Consider the following 19,862-nt stretch of genomic DNA (forward strand, 5'->3'; position numbering starts at 1 on the left):
GCCATGATCGACCGACGTGAATTGATGATTGCCCTGGGCGCGACCGGGCTGGTTGCAGCGTGCCAGAGCGGTCCGCCAAAGCCGTCGGTGATCACCGTCAACGTGACCGGCGGGGCCGGCATGAATCCGGGGCCAGGTGGCGGCGACCGGCCGGTGACGGTTCTCGTGATGCGGTTAAAAAGCACCGGCAAATTCAATTCCGCCGACTATTTTGCGCTGCAGGGGGATGCCGGCAGCGCACTCGCAGGAGATCTTATCGGTTCCGACCAGATCGCCGTCGGGCCCGGAAAATCCGCATCCAAGACCATCACTGTCGAGCCGGACGCGACGGCTCTGGGCTTCGTTGCACTGATCCGCGAACCTGGCGGCAGGAACTGGCGGACAACCAAGTCGGTGTCGCCGGGATCAAAGTTCACCATCAATGTCACGTTGGGCAGCGGCGGCATCTCCGCCTAGCAGCCAAGGTAAGGGAGCTCAATGCAGAGAGTAGCGGCATGAGCGATGCAAACAGGGTGCTATGGTCCGAAGGACTTTTCCTGCGAAGCCAGCATTTCCAGCAGCAGGATCGTTTCTTCGAGGCGACGGTGCGCGGCGCGTTGCAGGCCGGACAACTGCATACGTTCGGCTTTCGACAGCTGACGCTGGACCAGGCATTGCTGGAATCCGGCCAGGTCGCGATCCTGTCGGCCCGGGGCATCTTCCCGGATGGGACACCTTTTTCCATTCCGGATTGGATGGACGCGCCGCGACCGCTGCCGGTCACCCCCGAGACGGGCGCAGGGCCGGTGCTGGTCGCCTTGCCGCTGGAGCCTCCCGGTGGTGTCGGCTTCGATCCGGCACACGCCGCCGCCTCTGGAGCGCGATATCACGGGCGGATCGTTTCGGTGCGCGACGCTGTCCAGGGCGGTTCGGATCCTGAAGAAATAGAAATCGCCCGTCCGCAGGCGCTGCTGCTTGCACCTGGCAAGTCGGTTGGTGGCTACACCGCCTTGCCGATAGCCGACCTCAACGGAGTTCGAGCCGATGGCGGCGTCTCTCTGGACGAGACCTTCCTGCCACCGGCACTGGTTACCGGCGCGGTGGCCTGGTATCGGCAATTGCTTCTGGAAGTTGTCACCGGCCTCGACCAGATCGCCGAGGCGCATGGCAAGATGGTCATGGGCGGGCCTGGGCGCAGCGTCGAAGATCTGTTGATGCTCAATCTCGCCAATGCGGCGCGTCCGCGTCTGGCTCACATGCTGGCGCAGGATGTCTTCCATCCGGCCGAGCTTTACCTGGAACTCGCCGGGCTCGCCGGTTCGATGGCAACTTACGGATCGAGCGCGCGGCGGCTGGGCGAGTTGCCCGCTTACGATCACATGGCGCCCGGCCCTGCCTATTCGGCGCTGGCGGACGCGCTGCGCTCGCTCATTCTCAGCCTTCGTTACATCGAGCCGAAATCGCGTGCGCTGCCTGTCATGCGGCACTCGACCAATGTCTGGAAAATTCGCATCGACAACCCAAAGCTGCTGGTGGCCAGCCGCATCGTCATCCGGGTCGGCTCGGAGCTGTCGGAGGATGCCCTGCGCAAGATCTTCGTCAATCAGGCGACCGTCGGCTCGGCCGACGAGTTCGAGGGCCTGTGGAAATCGCGCTTGCCCGGCATTCCGCTAAAACCGCTTCATTCCCAGCCACGCGAAATCCCTTACGACGGCGATCGACTGTGCCTCGAATTGGATCAGAAAAGCGAACACTGGGCCTCGCTGCTCGACGCACCAGGCTTCGTCATCGGTGTTTCGGGCGTGTTGCCAAGCGAGCCGCAGGTGGACTGCTATTCGGTGAACAGGTGAGATCATGAGCCGCGATGATCCTTTCGGACTGTCGGAGGATCGCGAACGCACTCGCATACGATTGAGCGGCGCGCCGATGCCAAGGCCCATGGCGCCACTTTCGCCGGGCGCACTGGTAAAACGCTCTCGCACCCACCCGAACGCGCTTGTCAACGCCTTTGCGCCCTTGCTCGAGTTCGCCCCCGAGCTCGAAAGCGCAATGCCGCCAGACAATCCGGAAGTCTTGCGCACCCGTTTGCTCGAAGAACTGGTTCGGGCACGCGACACGGCTATGTCGACGGGGTCCTCGATGGAGCGAGCCGACCAGGCAGCCTGGGTGGTGGCTGCGTTGCTCGACGATCTGGCCCTGAACACGCCTTGGGGCGGGGCCAGCGCCTGGCCGCGGCAGCCGCTCGTCGTCATGCTGCGCGGCGATGTCGATGCCGGCACGCAATTCTTCACGCGACTCGACGAACTGGAACGACATCCTAACCGGGACCGAGAATTGCTTGAACTGCAGTACCATTGCCTGGCGCTCGGCTTCCGTGGCAAATATCGCGTGCCCGGCCGCTCAGGCGACCGCTCGCTCAATGCGGTTCGCGTGGCGGCGGCCCGCTTCCTGCGCAATGCCGACGCCGAAGGCGCGCCTTTAGCGCCAAACTGGAAAGGTGTCATCGCCTCCGACCAGCCGCAGCGCTTCATCGTGCCGATCTGGGTCATGGCGCTCGGTGCTGCGGTTGCAGCCGCGGCGATCCATATCGGGCTGTCGATGGGACTGAGCAGCCAGGCGGTCGAGCTTTCCGCACTTGTTCGTGCCCTGCCACCGCCTGCCCGCGGCGACATCACCCGCGCGTCGCCCAAAGTCGACGCCCCGCCACCGGAAAAAGTGGATTTTGCGCTGTTGCCGGAATTCCAGGCGGGGGCGCCGGCCGAGCTCAAATCTGCTCTCAGCGGCACGGAGAGCGTTTCACTGGCCAAGCTGATCATCCAGGCCTCCAACCCCGAACTATTCCAGTCATCGCGGCCACAATTGACCGATGGTTTCGAACCCTTGATCGGTTCGATCGCCAAGGTGATCCTCGCCAATCAGGAGCTGATCGGAAACATCACGGTGGTCGGCCATACTGACAGCGTTCCTTTGCAAAAGACCAACCCGCTGTCGACCAACCAGCGACTATCCGAGGCTCGCGCCCGGACGATTGCCGACATGCTGGTTCAAAACGGAGTGCCGCAGGATCGCGTCCATTCGGAGGGCCGGGCTGCCACCGATCCTGTGGCCAGCGACAGCACGCGCGAGGGGCGAGCCTTGAATCGCCGCGTCGAGGTGCTCGTCGAAAAGAGGCTGTGAGATGTTCATCCTGCGCTTCCTCTGGGCGGTCCTGACATCGCGCTGGCTGTGGACGCTGATCGGCCTGACGCTGCTATCCCTGGTTATCTGGATCTTCGGTCCGATCGTCAGGGTTGGTCCCTACGACCCCTTCGCCTCCGAAAATGTGCGCATCGTCATCATCGCGCTGCTGGTCATCTTCTGGCTGGTCTGGCTGATCGTTGCCCAGCGCCGGGCGATCCGCGCCAACCGCATGTTCGTCGCCGAGATTGCCGCGCCAGCGGTGGAAAAGCCGCTCAGTCCAGGCGAAGAGAACGTCGCCGCCGTGGGCGCCAAGTTCGCCGAGGTGATGACCGAACTGAGGCGCCGCAAGCTGGGCGGGCGCAAGTTCCTGCGCGAGATGCCTTGGTATGTGATCGTCGGGCCGCCGGCCACCGGCAAGACCACCGCCTTGCGGCAGTCCGGACTGAATTTTCCGATCGACCTCACAGACGACTTGCAGGGGGTCGGTGGCACGCGCAACTGTGACTGGTTCTTTTCCGAAAACGCGGTTCTAATCGACACCGCCGGCCGCTATGTCCAGCAGGAGAGCCAGCCGGATGTCGACGCGGCCGAATGGCTCGGTTTCCTCGACCTCTTGAAGAAACATCGCGGCCGCCGTGCGCTGAACGGCGTGATCGTCGCGCTTTCGATCGACGTCCTTTCCGAGGGCGACGAGGCCATCAAGGCGCACGGGCGCAAGATCCGCCGCCGGTTGGCCGAGCTCAACGACCGGCTTGAAATCCGCCTGCCGGTCTATCTGATGCTGACCAAGGCCGACCTGATCAAGGGCTTCGAGCCCTTCTTCGGCGGCCTGTCGACCGCCTCGCGCGAACAGGTGTGGGGGACGACGTTCGCGCTGGATGCGCGCGTGGATGGCAAGACCATCGAACGAGAAATCGCGACGCTGGCGACCGAACTCGAGCGGCGCCTGGTGACGCGCCTGGAGGACGAGGACAAACTCGCCGCCCGTGCCGAAATCTTCAGGTTTCCCGCCCAACTGACAAGCTTGTCCGAACCGATTCAGGTGCTGGTCGAAGCCATGTTCGGCGAAAGCCGGTATGAGGAGGCTGCCTGGCTGCGCGGCCTCTACCTGACATCGGCGACGCAGGAAGGGGCGCCTATCGACCGGCTGACCGCCGCGCTGTCTTCCTCCTTCGGTCTTCCACCGCGGCGCGCCCTGCCCGCATCTCGGGTCGAGAAACGCAGCTTCTTCCTGAAGAACCTCCTCACTGAAGTCATCTTCAAGGAAGCAGGCCTCGGTACATTTGACCCACTGGCGCAACGCCGCCGAGCCTGGATCTGGCGCGGCGCCGCTGCCGCATGCGCTGCGGCGGCGTTGCTGGCAGGCGGCCTGTTCACCTGGTCCTATTTTGACAACCGCCATGCGATCTCGGCGCAGGCAGGCCAGTTCGAAGCGCTGCAAACGCCGCTGACCTCCGCTGCCGCAACCCCGGCATCGGTGGAGCGGCCTGCCATGGACGGCGCGCTCGAGGCGATGGACGCGGTCGCAAATGCCCGGACAGCACCGCCGGGCGCTGCCCACGATCTGCTTGGCCCATCGGCCTCGGCGGAACTGGTCAGGGCACAGGCCGACACTTATGACCACGCCCTCCGCAACGTGCTCGAGCCCCGGATGGTGGCCCTGCTCGAGGCGACGATGTGGCGCCAGATCCGCGATCCCGACTTCATGCTCGGTGCGCTCAAGACCTATCGCATGATGACGGGCCTGTCGCAGATGGATCCAGACTACGCCCAGAACTGGTGGGTGAACAGTCTGCCCGAATTCGCGGCCGCGGCGCCATTTCCGACAGCCGACGCCGAAGAGCATCAGCTTGCCGCGATCCGCCGGATGACGGTCGACGAAAGCTATGTCGCGCCGGACCAGGCCCTGGTTGCCGAAGCTCTGAAAACGGTCTGCACGATTTCGTTGCCGGCGCGTGGCTACAAGCAGTTGTTGGCCGATCCGGCAGTGGCCGGGCTGAAGGAGTGGATACCGGCCAATTTCGCCGGCCCAAACGGCGGCAAGGTGTTTGCACGGCGTTCGGGCAAGACATTACGCGTCGGCATTTCGGGCGCTTTCACCTATTCCGGCTTTCACGACGTCATTCTCGACCGCATCGACGATGTCGCCGCCCAGGCGGCGCTCGATCGTGCGGTTTTCGCCGGCGGTTGCTCGGAAAATTCCGAGACATCCGTCTCGGCGCTGTCCGAGGATATTCTGAAGCTCTACTACGACGACTACATCGCGCAATGGGACAGCTTCCTGCGCGACACGAGGCTTGCATCATTGACCGATCTCAATGTCGCCGGCGAAAATCTGAAAGATCTCTCGAGTGCTGATTCAGCGCTGAAGCGGCTGCTTACGGCGGTCGTTCAGGAGACAGAACTGACCCGTTCCGACGAAGCGCCTGCCGACGACAAGGCGGCAGCCAAGGGCGCTTCGAAACTGCTCGGCAAGCTGGGCAAGCTGGGCAAACTGGCGACGTCGGGTGCGAAACTACTTCCCCGCGCGGGATCCGCCAGTGAGGTGGACCTGACCGGCAATCTGGTGGCCGAACATTTCAAACCGCTGAAGAGCACCATCGCAGAGGTCGACGGCCAGCCACCGGCGCTGGATGCTGCCGTTGTCGCACTGACCGCGCTTTCGAACGTCCTGCAAACGGTCACCGCGAACCCCAATCCACAGGACGCCATCAAGAAACAGGGGGGCCTTGCCGAACTGACGGGCGCGGTGGCAAGGCAGGCCCAGATTCTGCCCGATCCCATCAACAGCTGGTTGGGCGGGATAGCCGGCGACACCAGCAATTTGACTCAAAAGGCGGTCACTTCGGAACTCAACGCCATCTGGCGGGCCGACATACTGCCTTTCTGCCAGGCGGCGCTGAACAATCGCTATCCCTTCAGCGAAGCCAGTGCGGTCGACGTCAACGTGCACGATTTCGCCCGCCTGTTCGGGCCGGCCGGGCTGATCGACGGTTTCATCAACGACCACCTGATCAATTATGTCGACACGACCGGCGAGCCTTGGAAGTGGCGCGCCGATTTCGGCCTCGACCCTTCGGCGCTGGCGGCGTTCGAGCAGGCCAGGCACATCCGCGACGATCTTTTCCCCGGGGGTGCCGGACCGGTGATGAGCTTCACGCTCGAACCGAAGGATTTGTCTCCCAACCTCACGCGCGTCACGCTCAATCTCGATGGCCAGAGCCTCGTCTACTACAACAACGCAACGCGGCCGCAACCGATGACCTGGCCCGGCAAGGACGGCACCGGGGTCATTTCGCTCGCTTTCCAGCCGATCGACGGATCGCCCGAAATCATGCTCAACGAGACCGGCAGCTGGGCATGGCTGAGGATGCTGCGCAGCGGCCGCTTCGCCGGCACGGCGCTGACTGACGTCTACACTCTGCGCCTAGGCACGAAAGGCATGTACGCCGATTTCGAGCTCAAGGCCGCCAGCGTCGAAAACCCCTACAACCTCGAAATGTTCAAGAAATTCACATGTCCACCGCAGATATGAACGCGCCCGGCTTCTACGGCAAGATCCCGGCGACGGGGGATTTCGTCGCTTGGAACCTGCCGCGGACTTTTATCGACCGCTGGGACCGCTGGATGTCGATGGAATTGCTGGCGCGGCCGGATGAAGGTGAGTTGGACTCGCGTGTCTGGCGCTTTACCATGCAGCCCGGTATTTTTGGTGACCTGCCCTGCGCCGGCGCATGGCGCATGAGCGAGGACCGTGTCGGGCGCCGATACCCCTTTGCCATTGTGCGGCTTGGACCGCCACCGGAGCCTACCGCCAGATGGTTTGACGAAATCGCCGCCTGCCTTAACGGCGCTGTGGAAGGAAACTGGTCAACCACCAAGCTAGCAGAGACGCTGGCCTTGCTGAGAGAGACGAGCACGGGCGACGCTTCCGCCATAACGTTCTGGTGCGATGACTTCGACGTCATCGAGTTTAGCTTCGCTGATATCCACGACCTCGCCGACAACGCCTTGCCGAAGCTGCGCGCCACCAAGCCCGCAATCGAGGATGTCTGACGATGGGCTTTACTGCCTTCGCTGAGAGCATGGGCTTCTTTCATAGGGGAAGTGGTGGCAAGGGCATTGCGCCAGGCGACGTGACATCTGTCTCAGCCCTCTTCCGCCAACGGCGGCGCTCACGCCCCTTCCGGCCTCAACGCCGGCGCATTCCCGCGACCACGGCTGCCGTCCTCAGGCCTGTTTCGGACGCTATCTCGAGCATCGCTGCAGACCCCGGCGCATAGTTTTGTCGCATGCCGTCCGCCGCCAGCATCAACGCCAGCGCACCTGCCGCAGCACCAACCTCGCCGACGGTCATCGCCGGATACGCCGTCGGGGTCAATTCTCGCAGCGTGCGATAGAAGCGCGGGTGCACAACCAGTTGCTCGAGTGCGCGATGACGCTCGCCGTTGGAATTGCTGACGACAAAGGAAATGTCGGATTCCTTCGGCCCGTTGCTCGCAACCGCCGCGCGCAACGCGCTCAGCATGGCACGGCCCTGACTGAAACGGTCGGAGAGGACACTGTCTTCCTCGCGCGCGACGCCGATATTGACGACAGCGGGAGCAACTGCGCCATTACCCTCCGGCGCGCTAGTCAGCCTGACGAAGGCCGCCGCTTCGCCGGGGACCAGACCCTGAGCGCCGTCCGACGACTTCAGGCGCCCGCTTTGCCGCAGTCGGTCCAGGTCGACGTCGTTGAGGAAACTGTCGACCCCGCCCAGGATGATCTGTTCGACACCCGGCCTGCTGAACAAGTCTGACGCGCGTTCAAGCAGGCTGATACTGGCCGCCGCGCCGCCATCCACCGCGATCGACGCCGGATGGAAGCTGCCGCCGCAACCTAGCATCACGGCAGGCAGAAAATCGACAAACGGTACGGTCGCAAAAGCCGGATGGCTGCGAAAGCTCTCAGGCGGCGAAATGACGAGCGCCGTCGCCGCCGCCGCGAACGGCCCCGAACGGAGTGCTTCCATGATGGCCCGAACGGCCATGTTCACCAGCCACTCACCATCGGTTTTGCGCAGTTTCCAGGTCGTCGGTACGCGTGCGGCGATCTGGGTAGCGGGGAATGGCTCGACCACGATTTCATTGAATGCCGACAGGCCAGCGCGAATGGCCGCCAGTGTCTGGCGCGCGTTCAACCCGGCGGCCGTGACCGCGCCCGCGCCCGCGAGGTAGACCGGCGCCTTCACGGTTGCCATAACGGCCGGTCACGCAATGTCCCGTTGCCGCCATAGTGGCTGAAATACTGCTTGCGCTTGCGCTTCGCCGCGAGCAGCGCGGGCGTGACTTGGCCGAAAACGATTGCACGCAGCGCGGGCGCGTTGCGGCGGGTGAGGAGCGCGATGCGCGATTTCAGGGTGATGCGCCAGAGGTCCGGCTCGATGATGGCCGTGTCGGCCACAAACTCGCGCTCCTCGACCCGGTCGGCGAAGAGCAGGCGGATCGGCGCGATGACACGCGGCATCCGGAAATCCCAGCAGCCGGACGGCGTCAGACCGATGAGCCGCACGTCTTCGCCGCCGACGATGCGCGGCAGGTGCTGGTCGGGGGGCGTGCTCATGTGGTGCCGCAGATCGAAATCCTTGGGCGGTAAGGGCCACTGGTTGTCGATCCAGGCCTGGTCGTAGGTGCCCGCATATTGGAGGCGCTGCCGCCAATTCCTGCCAATCGGCCCGAAGCCTGCGGCCCTCGGCCGATCCTGCGGGCCGCGGAACATCTGGTCCGGATAGGTGATGTTGGGCGCATGTGTCCTGACGGACGGGTCGGCCGAGACAGCATGGCGAAAGCCGATGCCGACTGGGTTTTCGGCATCGGCTGCGGCGGTAGTCATGCCGCCAAAGGCGCGTTCATAAATGACCGGCATGGTTCGGAAAGGGTGCGGCTCACTGTAAGCGCCCGCGTCGTAGATGCGGTCCCCGATCACATGTAGCACCTTCTGCAGGCCGTTGACGCGAAAGCCGACCTGCATCTCATGCGCCGGCTTGCCCTTCGGCGAATAGGCGGTGCCGTTGACGACGATCTCGGAAGCCGGCTTTCGCGGGGCGATGTCGGCGTCATAACGGTTTGACGATAGGCCCGGCACGCCAAGCGGCACATCTCCGAGGATCACGGGCAACTGAGCCGCCGCAATGTCCAGCCTGGCGTCCCGTTCTGGCGCCTCGAAGCTCGCCGAAAACATTGCGACGAGCACCTCCTGGCCGTCCGCGTCATGCTGGACATGGGTCATGGCGCTGAATGGTGTTCGGTTCTCGACCTCGACATCGAACGACATGGGTCACGTCCAGTTGCCGTTCTCGTCAAGACCGATCGGCCAGTACGGCATACACGTTATCAATTGCACATAATCCTCGTGCTTTTCCTCGACCAGCCATTGCAGCATCGCGACCTGCGGGGGTACGCGATCGGCCGCGGGCAACGAGCGGTTGACCTCGTCGAATTCGAGCCAGTAGTTGCGAAAGAACCAGACGACTTCGGGCGCCGATGCTGGACCGGCCAGACGCTTGTCGAATGCCAGGTCAACCGCCTCGTCGTGGTCATAACCTTCCTCAACCAAAGCCTGCACGTTGCCCTGCCACCAGTTGTCCGCGACCTTGTACGCAACCTCGAAGTTGGCGATGTACTCTGCGTACATTTCCCTGTGCTGCTCGGTCGCTTCGGCAATCGGCTTGGCTTTGCCCTGCTCCGGCACCTGGCCCGCGAGATCGTTGGGCGCGTTCAAAAGCTGCCTTACGCCTTTTTCGATGTTGTGGACGACCTTGAACGCCATGTCAGCAATACTCCCCGCCTGGAGACAGGCCGACCGGAACGAAGACGAGAAAGCTCATGATCTCAAAGAGATCAGGAGCCGCGGTCTTGAGGTCGTTGACCAGCAAATCGACCGGGAGCGCAAAGTCTACGTCATCTGAGTCGTCATCGGACCCCCAATCGCCCTCCTCCGGCGCGGCGTCCGGCTGCTTGTTTGTTTCGTTCTCGCGGTTCAGTTCGAGGATGCGCAGGTAATAAATCCGGACGACCTCAAGCACTCTGGGATGCGCAACGGGACCCATCGGCCATCGTTGTTCGAACGCGTTGAGGGATTTTGCGTCCTGCATTTTTTCAGGACCGCGCCCAGCGCGTTCCCTCCACCAGGTCATCACGGGCGGCACAATCTTGCGGAGATCGGCGACATATTCAGCCTGGAGATCGTCGTATCGCGCGTTCATCGATTGTGCCTCTCATCTCCTGCTCCTGGCTACCTTCGCCTTAACCTTCGAGCCCTGGCTCATGTAGTGCTCTTCACAATGCGGTCGGGCGAACTTCGCCTTGCGCATCATCTCCTTGAATTTTTCCACTCCGAGATGGCAGCCGCCCTTGTCCCATGCCTCGTTCAGCGGGGGCTGGTGGTCGTGGGTGCGATACTCCTTCTTTTCCCATGAGCCGTCCGCATTCTTGGTCCATTGCTTCTTGCTCTTCCTCCTCCCCCTCTTTTCCCGATGGAATGGGGCGGTGCCGGTTGCCCTCTTGCCCTTGCATTCCCAGCAAGGCTTGCCATTGACCGCGTTGCGCTGCTCGGCCGAGCGGCCCGGCCGGCAGGCCTGACTATAGGGTTTGTTCTTCGGGCAAGGCGTGTTGTACAGGTCACCCAACTCGGCCCTGAGCGTCGTTAATGCGCCAAGGGTCGTGCAATTCGGCGGAGTGCACATGGTGTTCTGCAGCACAGGATCGCCGTGCCGGCAAACGCCCTTGCCTTCTACCTTCACCGTGAACGACCACAATGTGAAACTGGCCTTGCCCTTGATCTTGTGCGTCACCACGCCCGCGCCGAGACCTGGCGTCGCCGGTTCATTGCCGGTGGACATCGAGCACTCGGAAACGTTTTCCAGTGCCGTCGGATTGCCGCCATCCGCTTTGACGCTCTTGCTTCCCTTGATCAGGTCCTTGGCGAACGCCATGTTGACATAAGGCACCGGAACCGGCCCCGCGGGTGGCGGGGGCGGCGTCAAGCAGACGTCACCCGGCGCGATCGCCTGGCCGTTGCTGCCCTTGTGGAACCACCCCATGTTTTCCGCGAACACCGTGCAGGGCATGCCTTAGGCCTCGGCTGGCGTGGACGCCTGACGCATGGCAATCAGACCATTGTCGGCGAGGTCGTAGATGTCGGCAAAAGCCAGTTCCCTCACTTCCCAGTCGTCCGTCCAGAAGGCTATGCGTTCCGGCGACGCGCCATAGCCCGGCGGCGGCAGTTCCACGATGCGCTGCTGTAGCCGCGACGGCGGCCAGAAATCGTCGACGCATCCCGCGATCAGCCGCGCCATTTCATCAAACCATCGGTCGGTAGCCTCCGGCGGTGGGCCGAGTCGAACGATCGCAAACGGATAGCGCCGGCCGGCCCTGTCTTCGCTCATGCGCCAGACGCCCGCATTTGGCTGGTCGCCAAAGATGCCCGCACGGACCGAGAAGCGCCATATGCGCGGATTGAGCTCGCCCGTATCGGGCCTGTCACGCAGTTCAATCGACATCCAGCGGTCCCAGCGGTCGGTGAGGACGCGCGGCAAATTCCAGGTGATAAAGTCACCTGTCGAGGGGATCTTGCCGAAAAAACCTGTCGTCATATCTGCGCCGGACAGGAGAACTTCTTGAACATTTGCAAATTGTAGGGGTAGTCGATACTTGACGCCTTGAGCGTCAAGTCCCCGTAATAGCCTACTGCCCCTACCCGCAGGCTGTAGACATCCGCGAGTGATGTCGCGGTGAACCGCGCCGTCCGCAGCATTCGCAGCCACGCCCAACTGCCCGTGTCGCTCACCATCATAACCGGCGAGCCGTCGACGGCCTTGTTGTCGCAAGCGGGCGCTGGTTCGTCATTGCAGCGCATCAGTTCGGTTTTGCACACGATTGCCGTCACCAACCACGTGAGGGCGGAGTCTGCGCTCAACAGATCCTTGAGGTTTTCCCTATGAGCCGAAAGGGCGGTCAACCGGGCCAGCTTGACGTCGGGCAGGAAACTGTCCCACTGCGCGTAATAGAGCTTCAGTATATCTTTCGACAACGCGGCGGCCGAGGTCTTGGCGTTGTCGAAACAGCCGCCGGCAAAGACCGCGTGATCCAGCGCCGCCAAATCCTCGGCTTCCGCAGCGCGCACCAATGGAAAAGAGTCGGTCATGTCCCCCAACACCGCCCAGAGGGCCTATATCATAACAATAATAACAAATTTTTGGCGCGAAAGGTGAATTATTGTTCCAGGAGGTGCCATCACTTGCTCCCCTGCATACCCGAGGAGGACCATCCCCTATGCGCCTGAACGAACAGCTATATTTTTGATCCCAGGCCTTGATGGTGCATCCTTAGTCAAAGGAAGCGCTATGGGCCACATTCTGCCTGGGAGCGCCTCGACGACAGAGGCGGCCCGTCGAGCGATACAGCACGGTCAAGAGAGGCTGAGGGCGCTGCCAAGCGCCACGGGATCAAGCAGAAGACCACCGGCAACGGCGCTACCGAAGGGGCGATGGCGCTGATGGTGGCGGCTGACGTTTTGTGAACGACTATGCTCTGGGGCCGACCGCTGAACTCGCGCGTTGTTCGTTCACATCCAGGCCGGGAACCGGCGCGTCCGGCGCCAATCGATTAGGGGTGTATCCGGATTGGCGAGTGCGGCGCGTATTGCGTCCAGCCGAAGCCTGCGCATCGAATGGAAGGTCTCGTGATTGCTCCCGCCGCATCCCCCGTCCCACCACGCGGACACGCGATCGGCGACCGGAAGCGGGCTGGCGGTCAGGGATTCAAATTCCTTGCCGAGCGCGGCCGCGTCTGTCGTGAACAGGTCGGTATCATTGAGATCTACCTCGAACAGATCGCGCAACGCCAGCCCGGCGGCGAAGACAAGCTCTGGCTCACGCATCTTGGCGATCAGCCACGGCATGACCGACCGGTCGCCAAAGAGGCCGATTGCCGCTGTCGCAGTGGCGCGCAAGGCAGGCTGCTTCAGACGGTCCTGCAGCCAGCCCTTGCCGGCCTTCAGGGGCGTCGTCAAAAGGCGCATCTCGATCGCTGCAGGCGCGAGGGCCGGCTCTGCCAGTACGATCTGGTCAAGCACCGGGTGAGCCGAGCGCGCTTGACCAAGAAGGCAAGCCGCAAGTGCGGCGATCAGGCGTTCCTTCGACGTGTGGCCCTCGAGTCCTCCCAGCACCGTCGGAAGGACGTCGCGCCGCTTGAGCCCGCCGGCAAGCCGAAATGCACGCCTGCGAATATTCGAGTCCGGATCGCCCAGCAAATCGCCAAGGCGGGTACCGGGATCGACGCGATGATGCCAGAGTGCCGCGAGGCCGAGGCCGCGCAGCCGCGCATCGCGCGCGTCCAGCCATTCCGCCACGAACGAACTCAGATTTTCGCGCGGCGTACGCGCTATCGCGCCGGACAGGCCCGACGCGCCATCCTCGCCCAGCGTTCCCGCGGCGTCGACCACCGAGGTAACTGTTTCGGCCTCGCCCCAATGCAACGCCAGCACGCAGAGCACGAAAAGCTCGCCGGGCTCGGCGTAGTCGGCGAAATGCGCCTGAGCCGCCTCCCAGCCGGCCTTTCCGGAAGCCATTAGCCCTTCGAGATTTGCATTCAGGCGCTGGTCGATACGGCCGATATCGGTTTCGCCCAGGATCGGACCATCGATTTCACGTCGTCGACGGGACCAGAGGAAAGCCGCGTCGCTGGCGTGCTGGTCCACCATGGCAGCGATAGACGCGATCCGCTGCATCGTGAACGCCTCAGTTGAGATGGATGGCTCCGCCACGGATGCGGTTGGTGCCGCTTGCGTGGCTCGTCAGTTGGTTGCCGCGAATTGTGATGCGCCCATCCTTCTCTAGGATAATCGATGCCAGGCCGCAGCGCAGTTCTATCCGTTCTTCTCCGCTGATGACGACACGGTCGCCTTCGCGGACAACTGACAGTTTCCTCTCCTTGTGAGCTGGATCGACGATACGTCCGACGACCAGCGGCCGCATCGGGTCGCCACCTTCAAAAAGCAACGCCAGTTCCGACCCGATCGACGAAGTGTCCAGCTCGGTCAGACTGCGCGCCGCAATTGCTGTCTCACGTGGATTGCCAACGAAGACAACTAGCGGCGCCCCGTCTGCGAAACCAATCAGCAGGCCGATCACGACGCCGTCGATACGATCCAGCACTTGCATGATGATGCCCTCAATTGTTGTGGATGTTGCTTCCTTTGACGACCACGTCGCCACCGGCCTTAATGTTGATCTTGCCACTGCCCTTGATCGTAATGTCCTTGCCGTCGGCAACAATAGTACCGTCCTTTTTCATCGTGATCGACGCGTCGCCGCATTTGAGCGTGATGGAGTCGCCGGCTTCGATCACCAAATTCTTGCCCACCTTGATCAAACTGTCTTCGGCAATCTCGATACCGCTGCCCTTGCCGACCTTGAGAGCATGCGCTCCACCGATGTCAGTGGCATCATCTGCGCCGATCTTGGCTGCTCGTGCCTTGCCTATCTGGGAAGACTGTGCGCCGCCAACAGCGAAACTCTGGTCGGCGCCAACATTGACGCTCTGCGCCGCCGCGATGTCCCAGCTATCCGACGCGCCGATATCGTGGCTCTGCGCCGCGCCGACAGTGACCGACCGTGTAACACCGATGGTGTTCATCTGTGCCCCGCCGACAGAGCGGGTCTCCGCGGCGCCGACGGTGTCGAAACGCGCCGCCTTCACGGTAACGGTCTGGACAATCCCCACGGTCTGAGAATGATTGGCGTCGATGTTTTCCGTCGAGTTCGACACGACATGGATGGTTTCGTTGGCCATGACTGTCAGCGAGCGGTTGGCGCCCACTGTCTCGGTGTCGTTCGAGCCGATGTTGGTGGTCTGGTCGACGCCGATCTTGACCGTCTTGTTGTTGCCGACGTCCTCGTCGAGGTTGTGGCCGACGGAGTGTTTGGCGTCGTGGTCAATGCGGTCGGACTGATCGTGCTGGACCAGCTTTGTGCGGTCATGCTTGATCAGAAGGTTGTGATCCTTCTGCGCCTGGAAATTGACCAGTTCGGAGCCGGCCTTATCCTCGAACATCAGTTCGTTGTAGCCGCTACCGCCTTTGGAAGAATCCGACTTCCAGCCCGATTGTGTGGCGTTGCCAGGCAGGCCGTAGGGCGGCATCTGCGAGGCATTGTAGACCCGGCCGGTGATAATCGGCAGGTCCGGGTCGCCTTCGATGAAGTCGACGATGACCTCCTGGCCGATGCGCGGTATCTGGATGAACCCCCAGCCACTGCCGGCCCAACTCTGCGACACCCGTACGAAACAGGAACTGTTCTGGTCCTTCTTGCCGACGCGGTCCCAATGAAACTGGACCTTCACCCGCGCATATTTATCGGTGAATATCTCCTCGCCGGATGGACCGACCACCGTCGCCGTCTGCGGGCCGCGCATGATCGGTCGTGGCGTGGTCCGCGGCGGGCGATAGGGCAAGGCTGTCGGCGCCACACCGAGGACCACTTTGAAACTCTCGCTTTCGACGTCGGCCTGGGCTCTATAGCCGGGGTCAAACAGCCTGTATTCGGCGCTGACCACCAGATATTCCTGGTTCTGGTCTTCGCGCGGAAAACCGTCCAGCTTGAACGTGCAGCCGGAATACAAGCCCCGCACGGTGCCGGCCGCGGCGATGCGCTGGTGCAAGGCCTGGATCTCCTCGCGCCGGATCGAAGCCAGGCTGTCGCCCCGGCTTACTTCGAGATGCGCGCCCGGCTGGCGGTAGTTCTCACCCGCGGACAATTTGTGACTGAACGGCTGGGCCGACTTGGCCATAAGGTCGGCGCCCGGCTTCTTGAAATCATAATCGGTGTGGGCATAGGCGCCTGGGCGCACCGAGCTGCCCGGTATCCATTCGGTGATGTATTCGACGTCGCGCCGGGAGCCCTGACCTTCAAAGTTATAGAGCACTTTCTCGTAGCCCGGCGCAGGCTTCAGCTTGCTCATCGCGTCAGCCAGGACAAGCGTATGCTTGCCGTCATCGTGCTCGAAGAAATAGAAGATACCTTCGTGCTCCAGCAGCCGCTGCACAAAGTCCAGATCGGTCTCGTCGTATTGCACGCAATATTCACGCGCCGGATAGGACCCTTGCAGGCGTAGATCGAATTCGGAGATGCCGTATTTCTTGAAGACATCCTTGACGATGTCAACGACGCTCTTGTTCTGGAAAATATAGCAATCTGTGGTGTTGCCGAGAAACCAGAGCCACGGCCTCATGACGGCCTCGTAGTAGGCTAGCCGGTCCTCCATGCGGGTGAGCCGAAACTCCGACACGATTCCACTGAGCCAGCGCTTTGGATCGGATTCACCTTCGATCGAGACAGGCCCGCCCAGCATCTTCAACGGGTCGATATCGGAGTCTGTGCTCACGAACCCGACCGTGTAGGCAAAGCAACGGCTGATCTCATCGCGTCCGACAAGATGCGTGAAGGTCAGCAAGTCGGAGCCAACCGGTGTGCGGACAACGGTGGCACGTTCATTCGGCATGGGTCGAGCCCCCTCCTGGACGCGGCCGCCAATGTGATGGATTTGAAGTTCCCGCTATATCAACGGTGTCATTAGCGGTGTTACGTTCAGGAACTTTCCAAATCCGCCACGCCAGGCCATGCTTAGCCTACCACATGTTTTCCCGCTGACCAAAGAGGACGGGCGGGCGACAGAATCTTACCCCTCGACTCGTCGGCTTGAAACGCCGCTGTCCTGTTTTGCCTGCAAGCTGCTAGAATGTTGGAGTATCGATCAACGATCGACGGCGATCTTGGATGTACATCAGTCTGCGGATCAACAATGTCGACGCCCTGCTCGCTGGCACCTCGACCAGCTACGTGGCGCGTGATAGCGGCTTCGAAATCGGGCGCGATGCTTGTGACTGGACCTTGCCCGACCCCGACAAGTTCATCTCGGGTCGGCACTGCGAGGTTCGATACGAGGCGGGCGCGTTCTGGCTGTACGACATCTCGCGCAACGGGACCTTCATCAATGGATCGAGCCAGCGCATGAGTGGCCCGCATCGGCTGGTCGATGGCGACCGGATGCTGATCGGCCGCTATGTCGTCTTGGTATCGGTCGAAGAAGAGCGCGCCACGGCAGACCACCCCAGCCGCGATTCGACACAGCGGGAAACGCCGGTCGCGACAGGCCGGCCGCTGGAGTTCGGAGATGGGCCTTTCTTCGAGCCCGCGCAGCAACGGTCGGCACAGCGCATTTCCGCGCCGACATTCCCGTCGCCCGCCCTGCCCTCAACCAGGGACGAGGTGCTGCGGGAGATCGCGATCGCAGCCGGCATTTCGCCGGAATTGCTTCAATCGCGCGACCCCCATGAAGTTGCCGCCGAAATCGGCGCGGTCTTGCGGGACGTGGTCGAGGAGCTGACCCTGCTGCTGAAAGCACGCGCGGCCGCGAAAATGTTGGCCAAAAGCACACAGCGAACGATGATCAGCGCCGCCGACAACAATCCGATGAAGTTCGTTCCAGGAACCGACGACATCCTGGAAATCATGTTCGCCCGGCGCAGGACCGGCTATCTTGATGCCAGGCGCAGCATCGAAGATGCGTTCCGCGATCTCAAGACTCACGAGTTTGCCACTTATGCCGCGATGCAAACCGCGCTCTCCCGGCTGCTTGACGACCTGTCGCCCGAGGCGATCGGCAGGAAACTCCCGCCTACCTCGTTTACGAGGAAGAAGAGCCAAGCCTGGGACGTCTATGTCGCGACATGGCGGACCATGGAGGAGGCACATGAAAACGGCATGCTTGATATATTCCTGGCCTATTTCAGCGAGGCCTACGCCAAGGCCGGCAAGCAGAAATAGGAGACCCCAGGAAGGCACGGCCCCGGGAAACGTATGGCACATGGCCAAAAATGCATGGCACGGCAGTCGGCGAAGAAAAGTCTCGCTGACGCCGGCGGCCGGTTCCAATCGACGATTTCTGAGATTACGATCGCATAAGACAGTTCGCCAAGCGGGTAAGACTCATTAAGCTGGGGGTCTGCGGCAAATGTCATGCCACGGCGGGATAGCATCTTCTAGCCACTGCCACGGCCGGCAGCGGCTGTTTTTCCTTTACCCGACTGGAAACCGTTCTGCGCCCATCTCACCCCATCGCCGGCGCCCCGCCTGCACGGACGATCTGCGATGAGTTCGGAGGACGACCCCTTCGGCCCGGCGGGCAAGACGGTCATTCGCGCAAATCCGCGGAGCAAGCAAAAATCGACGCTAATTCCCGAGCTGCCCGTCGCGGACCGAGGCCAGTCCTCTCCAATCAAGGATTCGACGGTGTTCGATCCAGGCGGCGGGCGGTCGCCAGGCTGGGCATCCGGAACCGTGATTTATCAAGGTGGCCCCGGCGATGTTGGGGCGCCGGCAGGCTCTGCTGGAACTGCGCCGGCGACAGGGATCGAGCAGGAAAGCCTATTCAACGCCGGGAGCGGCATCAAATACGCCGCGGCAAACCCCATTCTCGCCGCGGCGGCACCTTTGCTGATGCTGCTCGGACAGTTCAGGCTCTTGCCCGTTGAAAGACAGGCGGCGCCATTGGCGCAACATGTCACCGAGGCGATTGAGAAATTCGACCGGATAGTTGAGAAGTCAGGGGTTGCCGAAGAGGATGCCCGGATCGCGAAATTCGCCCTCTGCGAAACCGCCGACGATCTCATCGGTAACCTGCCCTGGCCCAGGAATGACGCCTGGGCGCCACACGGGATGCTGCGGCAATTCTTTCACCTCGAGCCCACCGGCACCGGCTTCTACGAAGCGCTGAACAAGATCCTGGCCAGTCCCGAAAAACACTACGATCTGCTCGAACTGATGCATGCCTGCCTGTCGCTGGGTTTCGAAGGCCAGTATCGAGGCGTGACGCGACAAGACAACAATCTCGAACGCGTTCGTCGCGACGTCTACGAGACGCTTCGCTATTTCAGGCCGCGTTCCAGTGGAGACATCTCGCCGCATTGGCAGGGCGTAGCGGCGACGATGGCGCAGTCCTCCGCCCGCCTGCCGCTTTGGGTCGTCGCGGCAGCGGCGACCGCGTTGCTGACAGCGGCGTTCTTCGCATTGCGGGTCTTCATAACCAATGAAGGCGAGGCGGTCGCGGGTGAATTGCTGGCGCTCGACCCATCAACACCAGTCGTCATAGAACGCGCCAGCGTGGCGCCGTTGGCTGAGCCGGCGAAAGTCACCCCACCAGCGGCCACCGCGCAGATTGATCGTATTCGTGCGGCATTGGCCAAGGATCTCGAAGGCGGCGGGCTGACCATCGGCACCAAGGGCGACTTCATCGTCGTGGAGATCAACAATCTCCTGCTGTTCCAGTCCGGCAGGGCCGAGGCGAGGCCGGAATTCCAGCCCATTGCCACCGACATCGCCGCGGCTCTGGAACACGAGCCTGGACCAATCCGGATCGTCGGCCACACGGACAATGTGAAGCCACGAAAGTCGAGCGCGTTCAAATCCAATTTCGACCTTTCCGTCGCCCGGGCGAAGGCAGTCGAAGTGTTGATGGCAGTGAAATTCAGCGATCCCTCGCGACTGACGGTCGAGGGTAAAGGCGAGGACGAGCCAATCGCCGACAATGCGACACTGGATGGCCGCGCCAAGAACCGCCGTGTCGATGTGATGATCCCCCGGGAGGAAACACTGTGAGCACGGC

16 protein-coding genes and 2 pseudogenes are annotated in these 19,862 nt (G+C 62.3%); 8 read left to right on the forward strand and 10 right to left on the reverse strand.

Going from position 1 to position 19,862, the window contains the following annotated elements:
- Positions 1–3 precede the first annotated feature (3 nt).
- The 5 genes from tssJ to tagF (FJ490_RS22445) are packed head-to-tail and all read left to right on the forward strand — an operon-like array spanning position 4 to position 7,215.
- Entirely contained in the window at positions 4–456 is a 453-nt protein-coding gene (gene tssJ, locus FJ490_RS22425) for a type VI secretion system lipoprotein TssJ (protein WP_140498291.1), read from the forward strand.
- 38 nt (positions 457–494) lie between these two features.
- Positions 495–1,829, forward strand: a complete 1,335-nt coding sequence (tssK, locus tag FJ490_RS22430; RefSeq protein ID WP_140729101.1) for a type VI secretion system baseplate subunit TssK — start codon at positions 495–497, stop codon at positions 1,827–1,829.
- A 4-nt stretch (positions 1,830–1,833) separates the two neighbouring features.
- On the forward strand, positions 1,834–3,156 hold the full coding sequence (gene icmH, locus FJ490_RS22435) for a type IVB secretion system protein IcmH/DotU (RefSeq protein WP_140623892.1): 1,323 nt from the start codon (positions 1,834–1,836) through the stop codon (positions 3,154–3,156).
- Between the two features lies 1 nt (position 3,157).
- On the forward strand, positions 3,158–6,694 hold the full coding sequence (gene tssM / locus FJ490_RS22440; RefSeq protein ID WP_140729102.1) for a type VI secretion system membrane subunit TssM: 3,537 nt from the start codon (positions 3,158–3,160) through the stop codon (positions 6,692–6,694).
- Positions 6,691–7,215, forward strand: a complete 525-nt coding sequence (gene tagF, locus FJ490_RS22445) for a type VI secretion system-associated protein TagF (protein WP_181165312.1) — start codon at positions 6,691–6,693, stop codon at positions 7,213–7,215. The genes tssM and tagF (FJ490_RS22445) overlap by 4 nt, the downstream gene beginning before the upstream one ends.
- Positions 7,216–7,351: 136 nt before the next feature.
- Here tagF (FJ490_RS22445) and FJ490_RS22450 read toward each other — a convergent pair whose 3' ends face one another.
- From FJ490_RS22450 to tssI, 10 genes and pseudogenes are all read right to left on the reverse strand, one after another.
- Positions 7,352–8,401, reverse strand: a complete 1,050-nt coding sequence (locus FJ490_RS22450; RefSeq protein WP_140729104.1) for a hypothetical protein — start codon at positions 8,399–8,401, stop codon at positions 7,352–7,354.
- Positions 8,389–9,474, reverse strand: coding sequence for a DUF2169 domain-containing protein (locus FJ490_RS22455; RefSeq protein ID WP_140729105.1), 1,086 nt, complete (start codon positions 9,472–9,474; stop codon positions 8,389–8,391). Before FJ490_RS22455 ends, FJ490_RS22450 begins: the two co-directional genes overlap by 13 nt.
- A gap of 3 nt (positions 9,475–9,477) precedes the next feature.
- A complete protein-coding gene (locus tag FJ490_RS22460) occupies positions 9,478–9,969 on the reverse strand; it encodes a hypothetical protein (protein ID WP_140729106.1) in 492 nt (163 codons plus the stop codon).
- Position 9,970: 1 nt separating this feature from the next.
- Positions 9,971–10,405 carry a hypothetical protein gene (locus tag FJ490_RS22465; protein WP_140557361.1) on the reverse strand — a complete coding sequence of 145 codons (435 nt, stop codon included), beginning with the start codon at positions 10,403–10,405 and terminating at the stop codon, positions 9,971–9,973.
- 12 nt (positions 10,406–10,417) lie between these two features.
- Positions 10,418–11,269, reverse strand: a complete 852-nt coding sequence (locus tag FJ490_RS22470) for a DUF4150 domain-containing protein (protein ID WP_140729107.1) — start codon at positions 11,267–11,269, stop codon at positions 10,418–10,420.
- Positions 11,270–11,272: 3 nt separating this feature from the next.
- Complete coding sequence (gene tagF, locus FJ490_RS22475) at positions 11,273–11,794, reverse strand: type VI secretion system-associated protein TagF (protein ID WP_140557358.1); 522 nt, start codon at positions 11,792–11,794, stop codon at positions 11,273–11,275.
- Positions 11,791–12,297, reverse strand: a pseudogene (locus FJ490_RS22480) (hypothetical protein); the annotation flags it as partial. The gene tagF (FJ490_RS22475) and the pseudogene FJ490_RS22480, both read right to left, overlap by 4 nt.
- A 468-nt stretch (positions 12,298–12,765) precedes the next feature.
- A complete protein-coding gene (locus FJ490_RS22485) occupies positions 12,766–13,929 on the reverse strand; it encodes a hypothetical protein (protein ID WP_140557355.1) in 1,164 nt (387 codons plus the stop codon).
- A gap of 10 nt (positions 13,930–13,939) precedes the next feature.
- Positions 13,940–14,365, reverse strand: coding sequence for a DUF6484 domain-containing protein (locus FJ490_RS22490; protein ID WP_140557457.1), 426 nt, complete (start codon positions 14,363–14,365; stop codon positions 13,940–13,942).
- Positions 14,366–14,372: 7 nt separating this feature from the next.
- Positions 14,373–16,700 carry a type VI secretion system tip protein TssI/VgrG gene (gene tssI, locus FJ490_RS22495; protein WP_140729108.1) on the reverse strand — a complete coding sequence of 776 codons (2,328 nt, stop codon included), beginning with the start codon at positions 16,698–16,700 and terminating at the stop codon, positions 14,373–14,375.
- 275 nt (positions 16,701–16,975) lie between these two features.
- Between tssI and FJ490_RS33635 the strand changes: the two are divergent.
- The 3 genes and pseudogenes from FJ490_RS33635 to tssL form a co-directional block, all read left to right on the forward strand.
- Positions 16,976–17,245, forward strand: a pseudogene (locus tag FJ490_RS33635) (FHA domain-containing protein); the annotation flags it as partial.
- Positions 17,246–18,025, forward strand: coding sequence for a type VI secretion system-associated FHA domain protein TagH (gene tagH / locus FJ490_RS22500; RefSeq protein ID WP_318013162.1), 780 nt, complete (start codon positions 17,246–17,248; stop codon positions 18,023–18,025).
- 324 nt (positions 18,026–18,349) lie between these two features.
- Complete coding sequence (tssL, locus tag FJ490_RS22505; protein ID WP_140560440.1) at positions 18,350–19,855, forward strand: type VI secretion system protein TssL, long form; 1,506 nt, start codon at positions 18,350–18,352, stop codon at positions 19,853–19,855.
- Positions 19,856–19,862: the final 7 nt, after the last annotated feature.

Source organism: Mesorhizobium sp. B2-5-11 (genome assembly GCF_006440835.1).
Lineage (GTDB): Bacteria > Pseudomonadota > Alphaproteobacteria > Rhizobiales > Rhizobiaceae > Mesorhizobium.

Bases quoted from the DNA above. Each gene is read 5' to 3' on its own strand.
- tssJ (WP_140498291.1), top strand. From the start codon at position 4: ATGATCGACCGACGTGAATTGATGATTGCCCTGGGCGCGACCGGGCTG.
- tssK (WP_140729101.1), top strand. From the start codon at position 495: ATGAGCGATGCAAACAGGGTGCTATGGTCCGAAGGACTTTTCCTGCGA.
- icmH (WP_140623892.1), top strand. From the start codon at position 1,834: ATGAGCCGCGATGATCCTTTCGGACTGTCGGAGGATCGCGAACGCACT.
- tssM (WP_140729102.1), top strand. From the start codon at position 3,158: ATGTTCATCCTGCGCTTCCTCTGGGCGGTCCTGACATCGCGCTGGCTG.
- tagF (WP_181165312.1), top strand. From the start codon at position 6,691: ATGAACGCGCCCGGCTTCTACGGCAAGATCCCGGCGACGGGGGATTTC.
- FJ490_RS22450 (WP_140729104.1), bottom strand. From the start codon at position 8,401: ATGGCAACCGTGAAGGCGCCGGTCTACCTCGCGGGCGCGGGCGCGGTC.
- FJ490_RS22455 (WP_140729105.1), bottom strand. From the start codon at position 9,474: ATGTCGTTCGATGTCGAGGTCGAGAACCGAACACCATTCAGCGCCATG.
- FJ490_RS22460 (WP_140729106.1), bottom strand. From the start codon at position 9,969: ATGGCGTTCAAGGTCGTCCACAACATCGAAAAAGGCGTAAGGCAGCTT.
- FJ490_RS22465 (WP_140557361.1), bottom strand. From the start codon at position 10,405: ATGAACGCGCGATACGACGATCTCCAGGCTGAATATGTCGCCGATCTC.
- FJ490_RS22470 (WP_140729107.1), bottom strand. From the start codon at position 11,269: ATGCCCTGCACGGTGTTCGCGGAAAACATGGGGTGGTTCCACAAGGGC.
- tagF (WP_140557358.1), bottom strand. From the start codon at position 11,794: ATGACGACAGGTTTTTTCGGCAAGATCCCCTCGACAGGTGACTTTATC.
- FJ490_RS22485 (WP_140557355.1), bottom strand. From the start codon at position 13,929: ATGCAGCGGATCGCGTCTATCGCTGCCATGGTGGACCAGCACGCCAGC.
- tssI (WP_140729108.1), bottom strand. From the start codon at position 16,700: ATGCCGAATGAACGTGCCACCGTTGTCCGCACACCGGTTGGCTCCGAC.
- tagH (WP_318013162.1), top strand. From the start codon at position 17,246: ATGCTGATCGGCCGCTATGTCGTCTTGGTATCGGTCGAAGAAGAGCGC.
- tssL (WP_140560440.1), top strand. From the start codon at position 18,350: ATGAGTTCGGAGGACGACCCCTTCGGCCCGGCGGGCAAGACGGTCATT.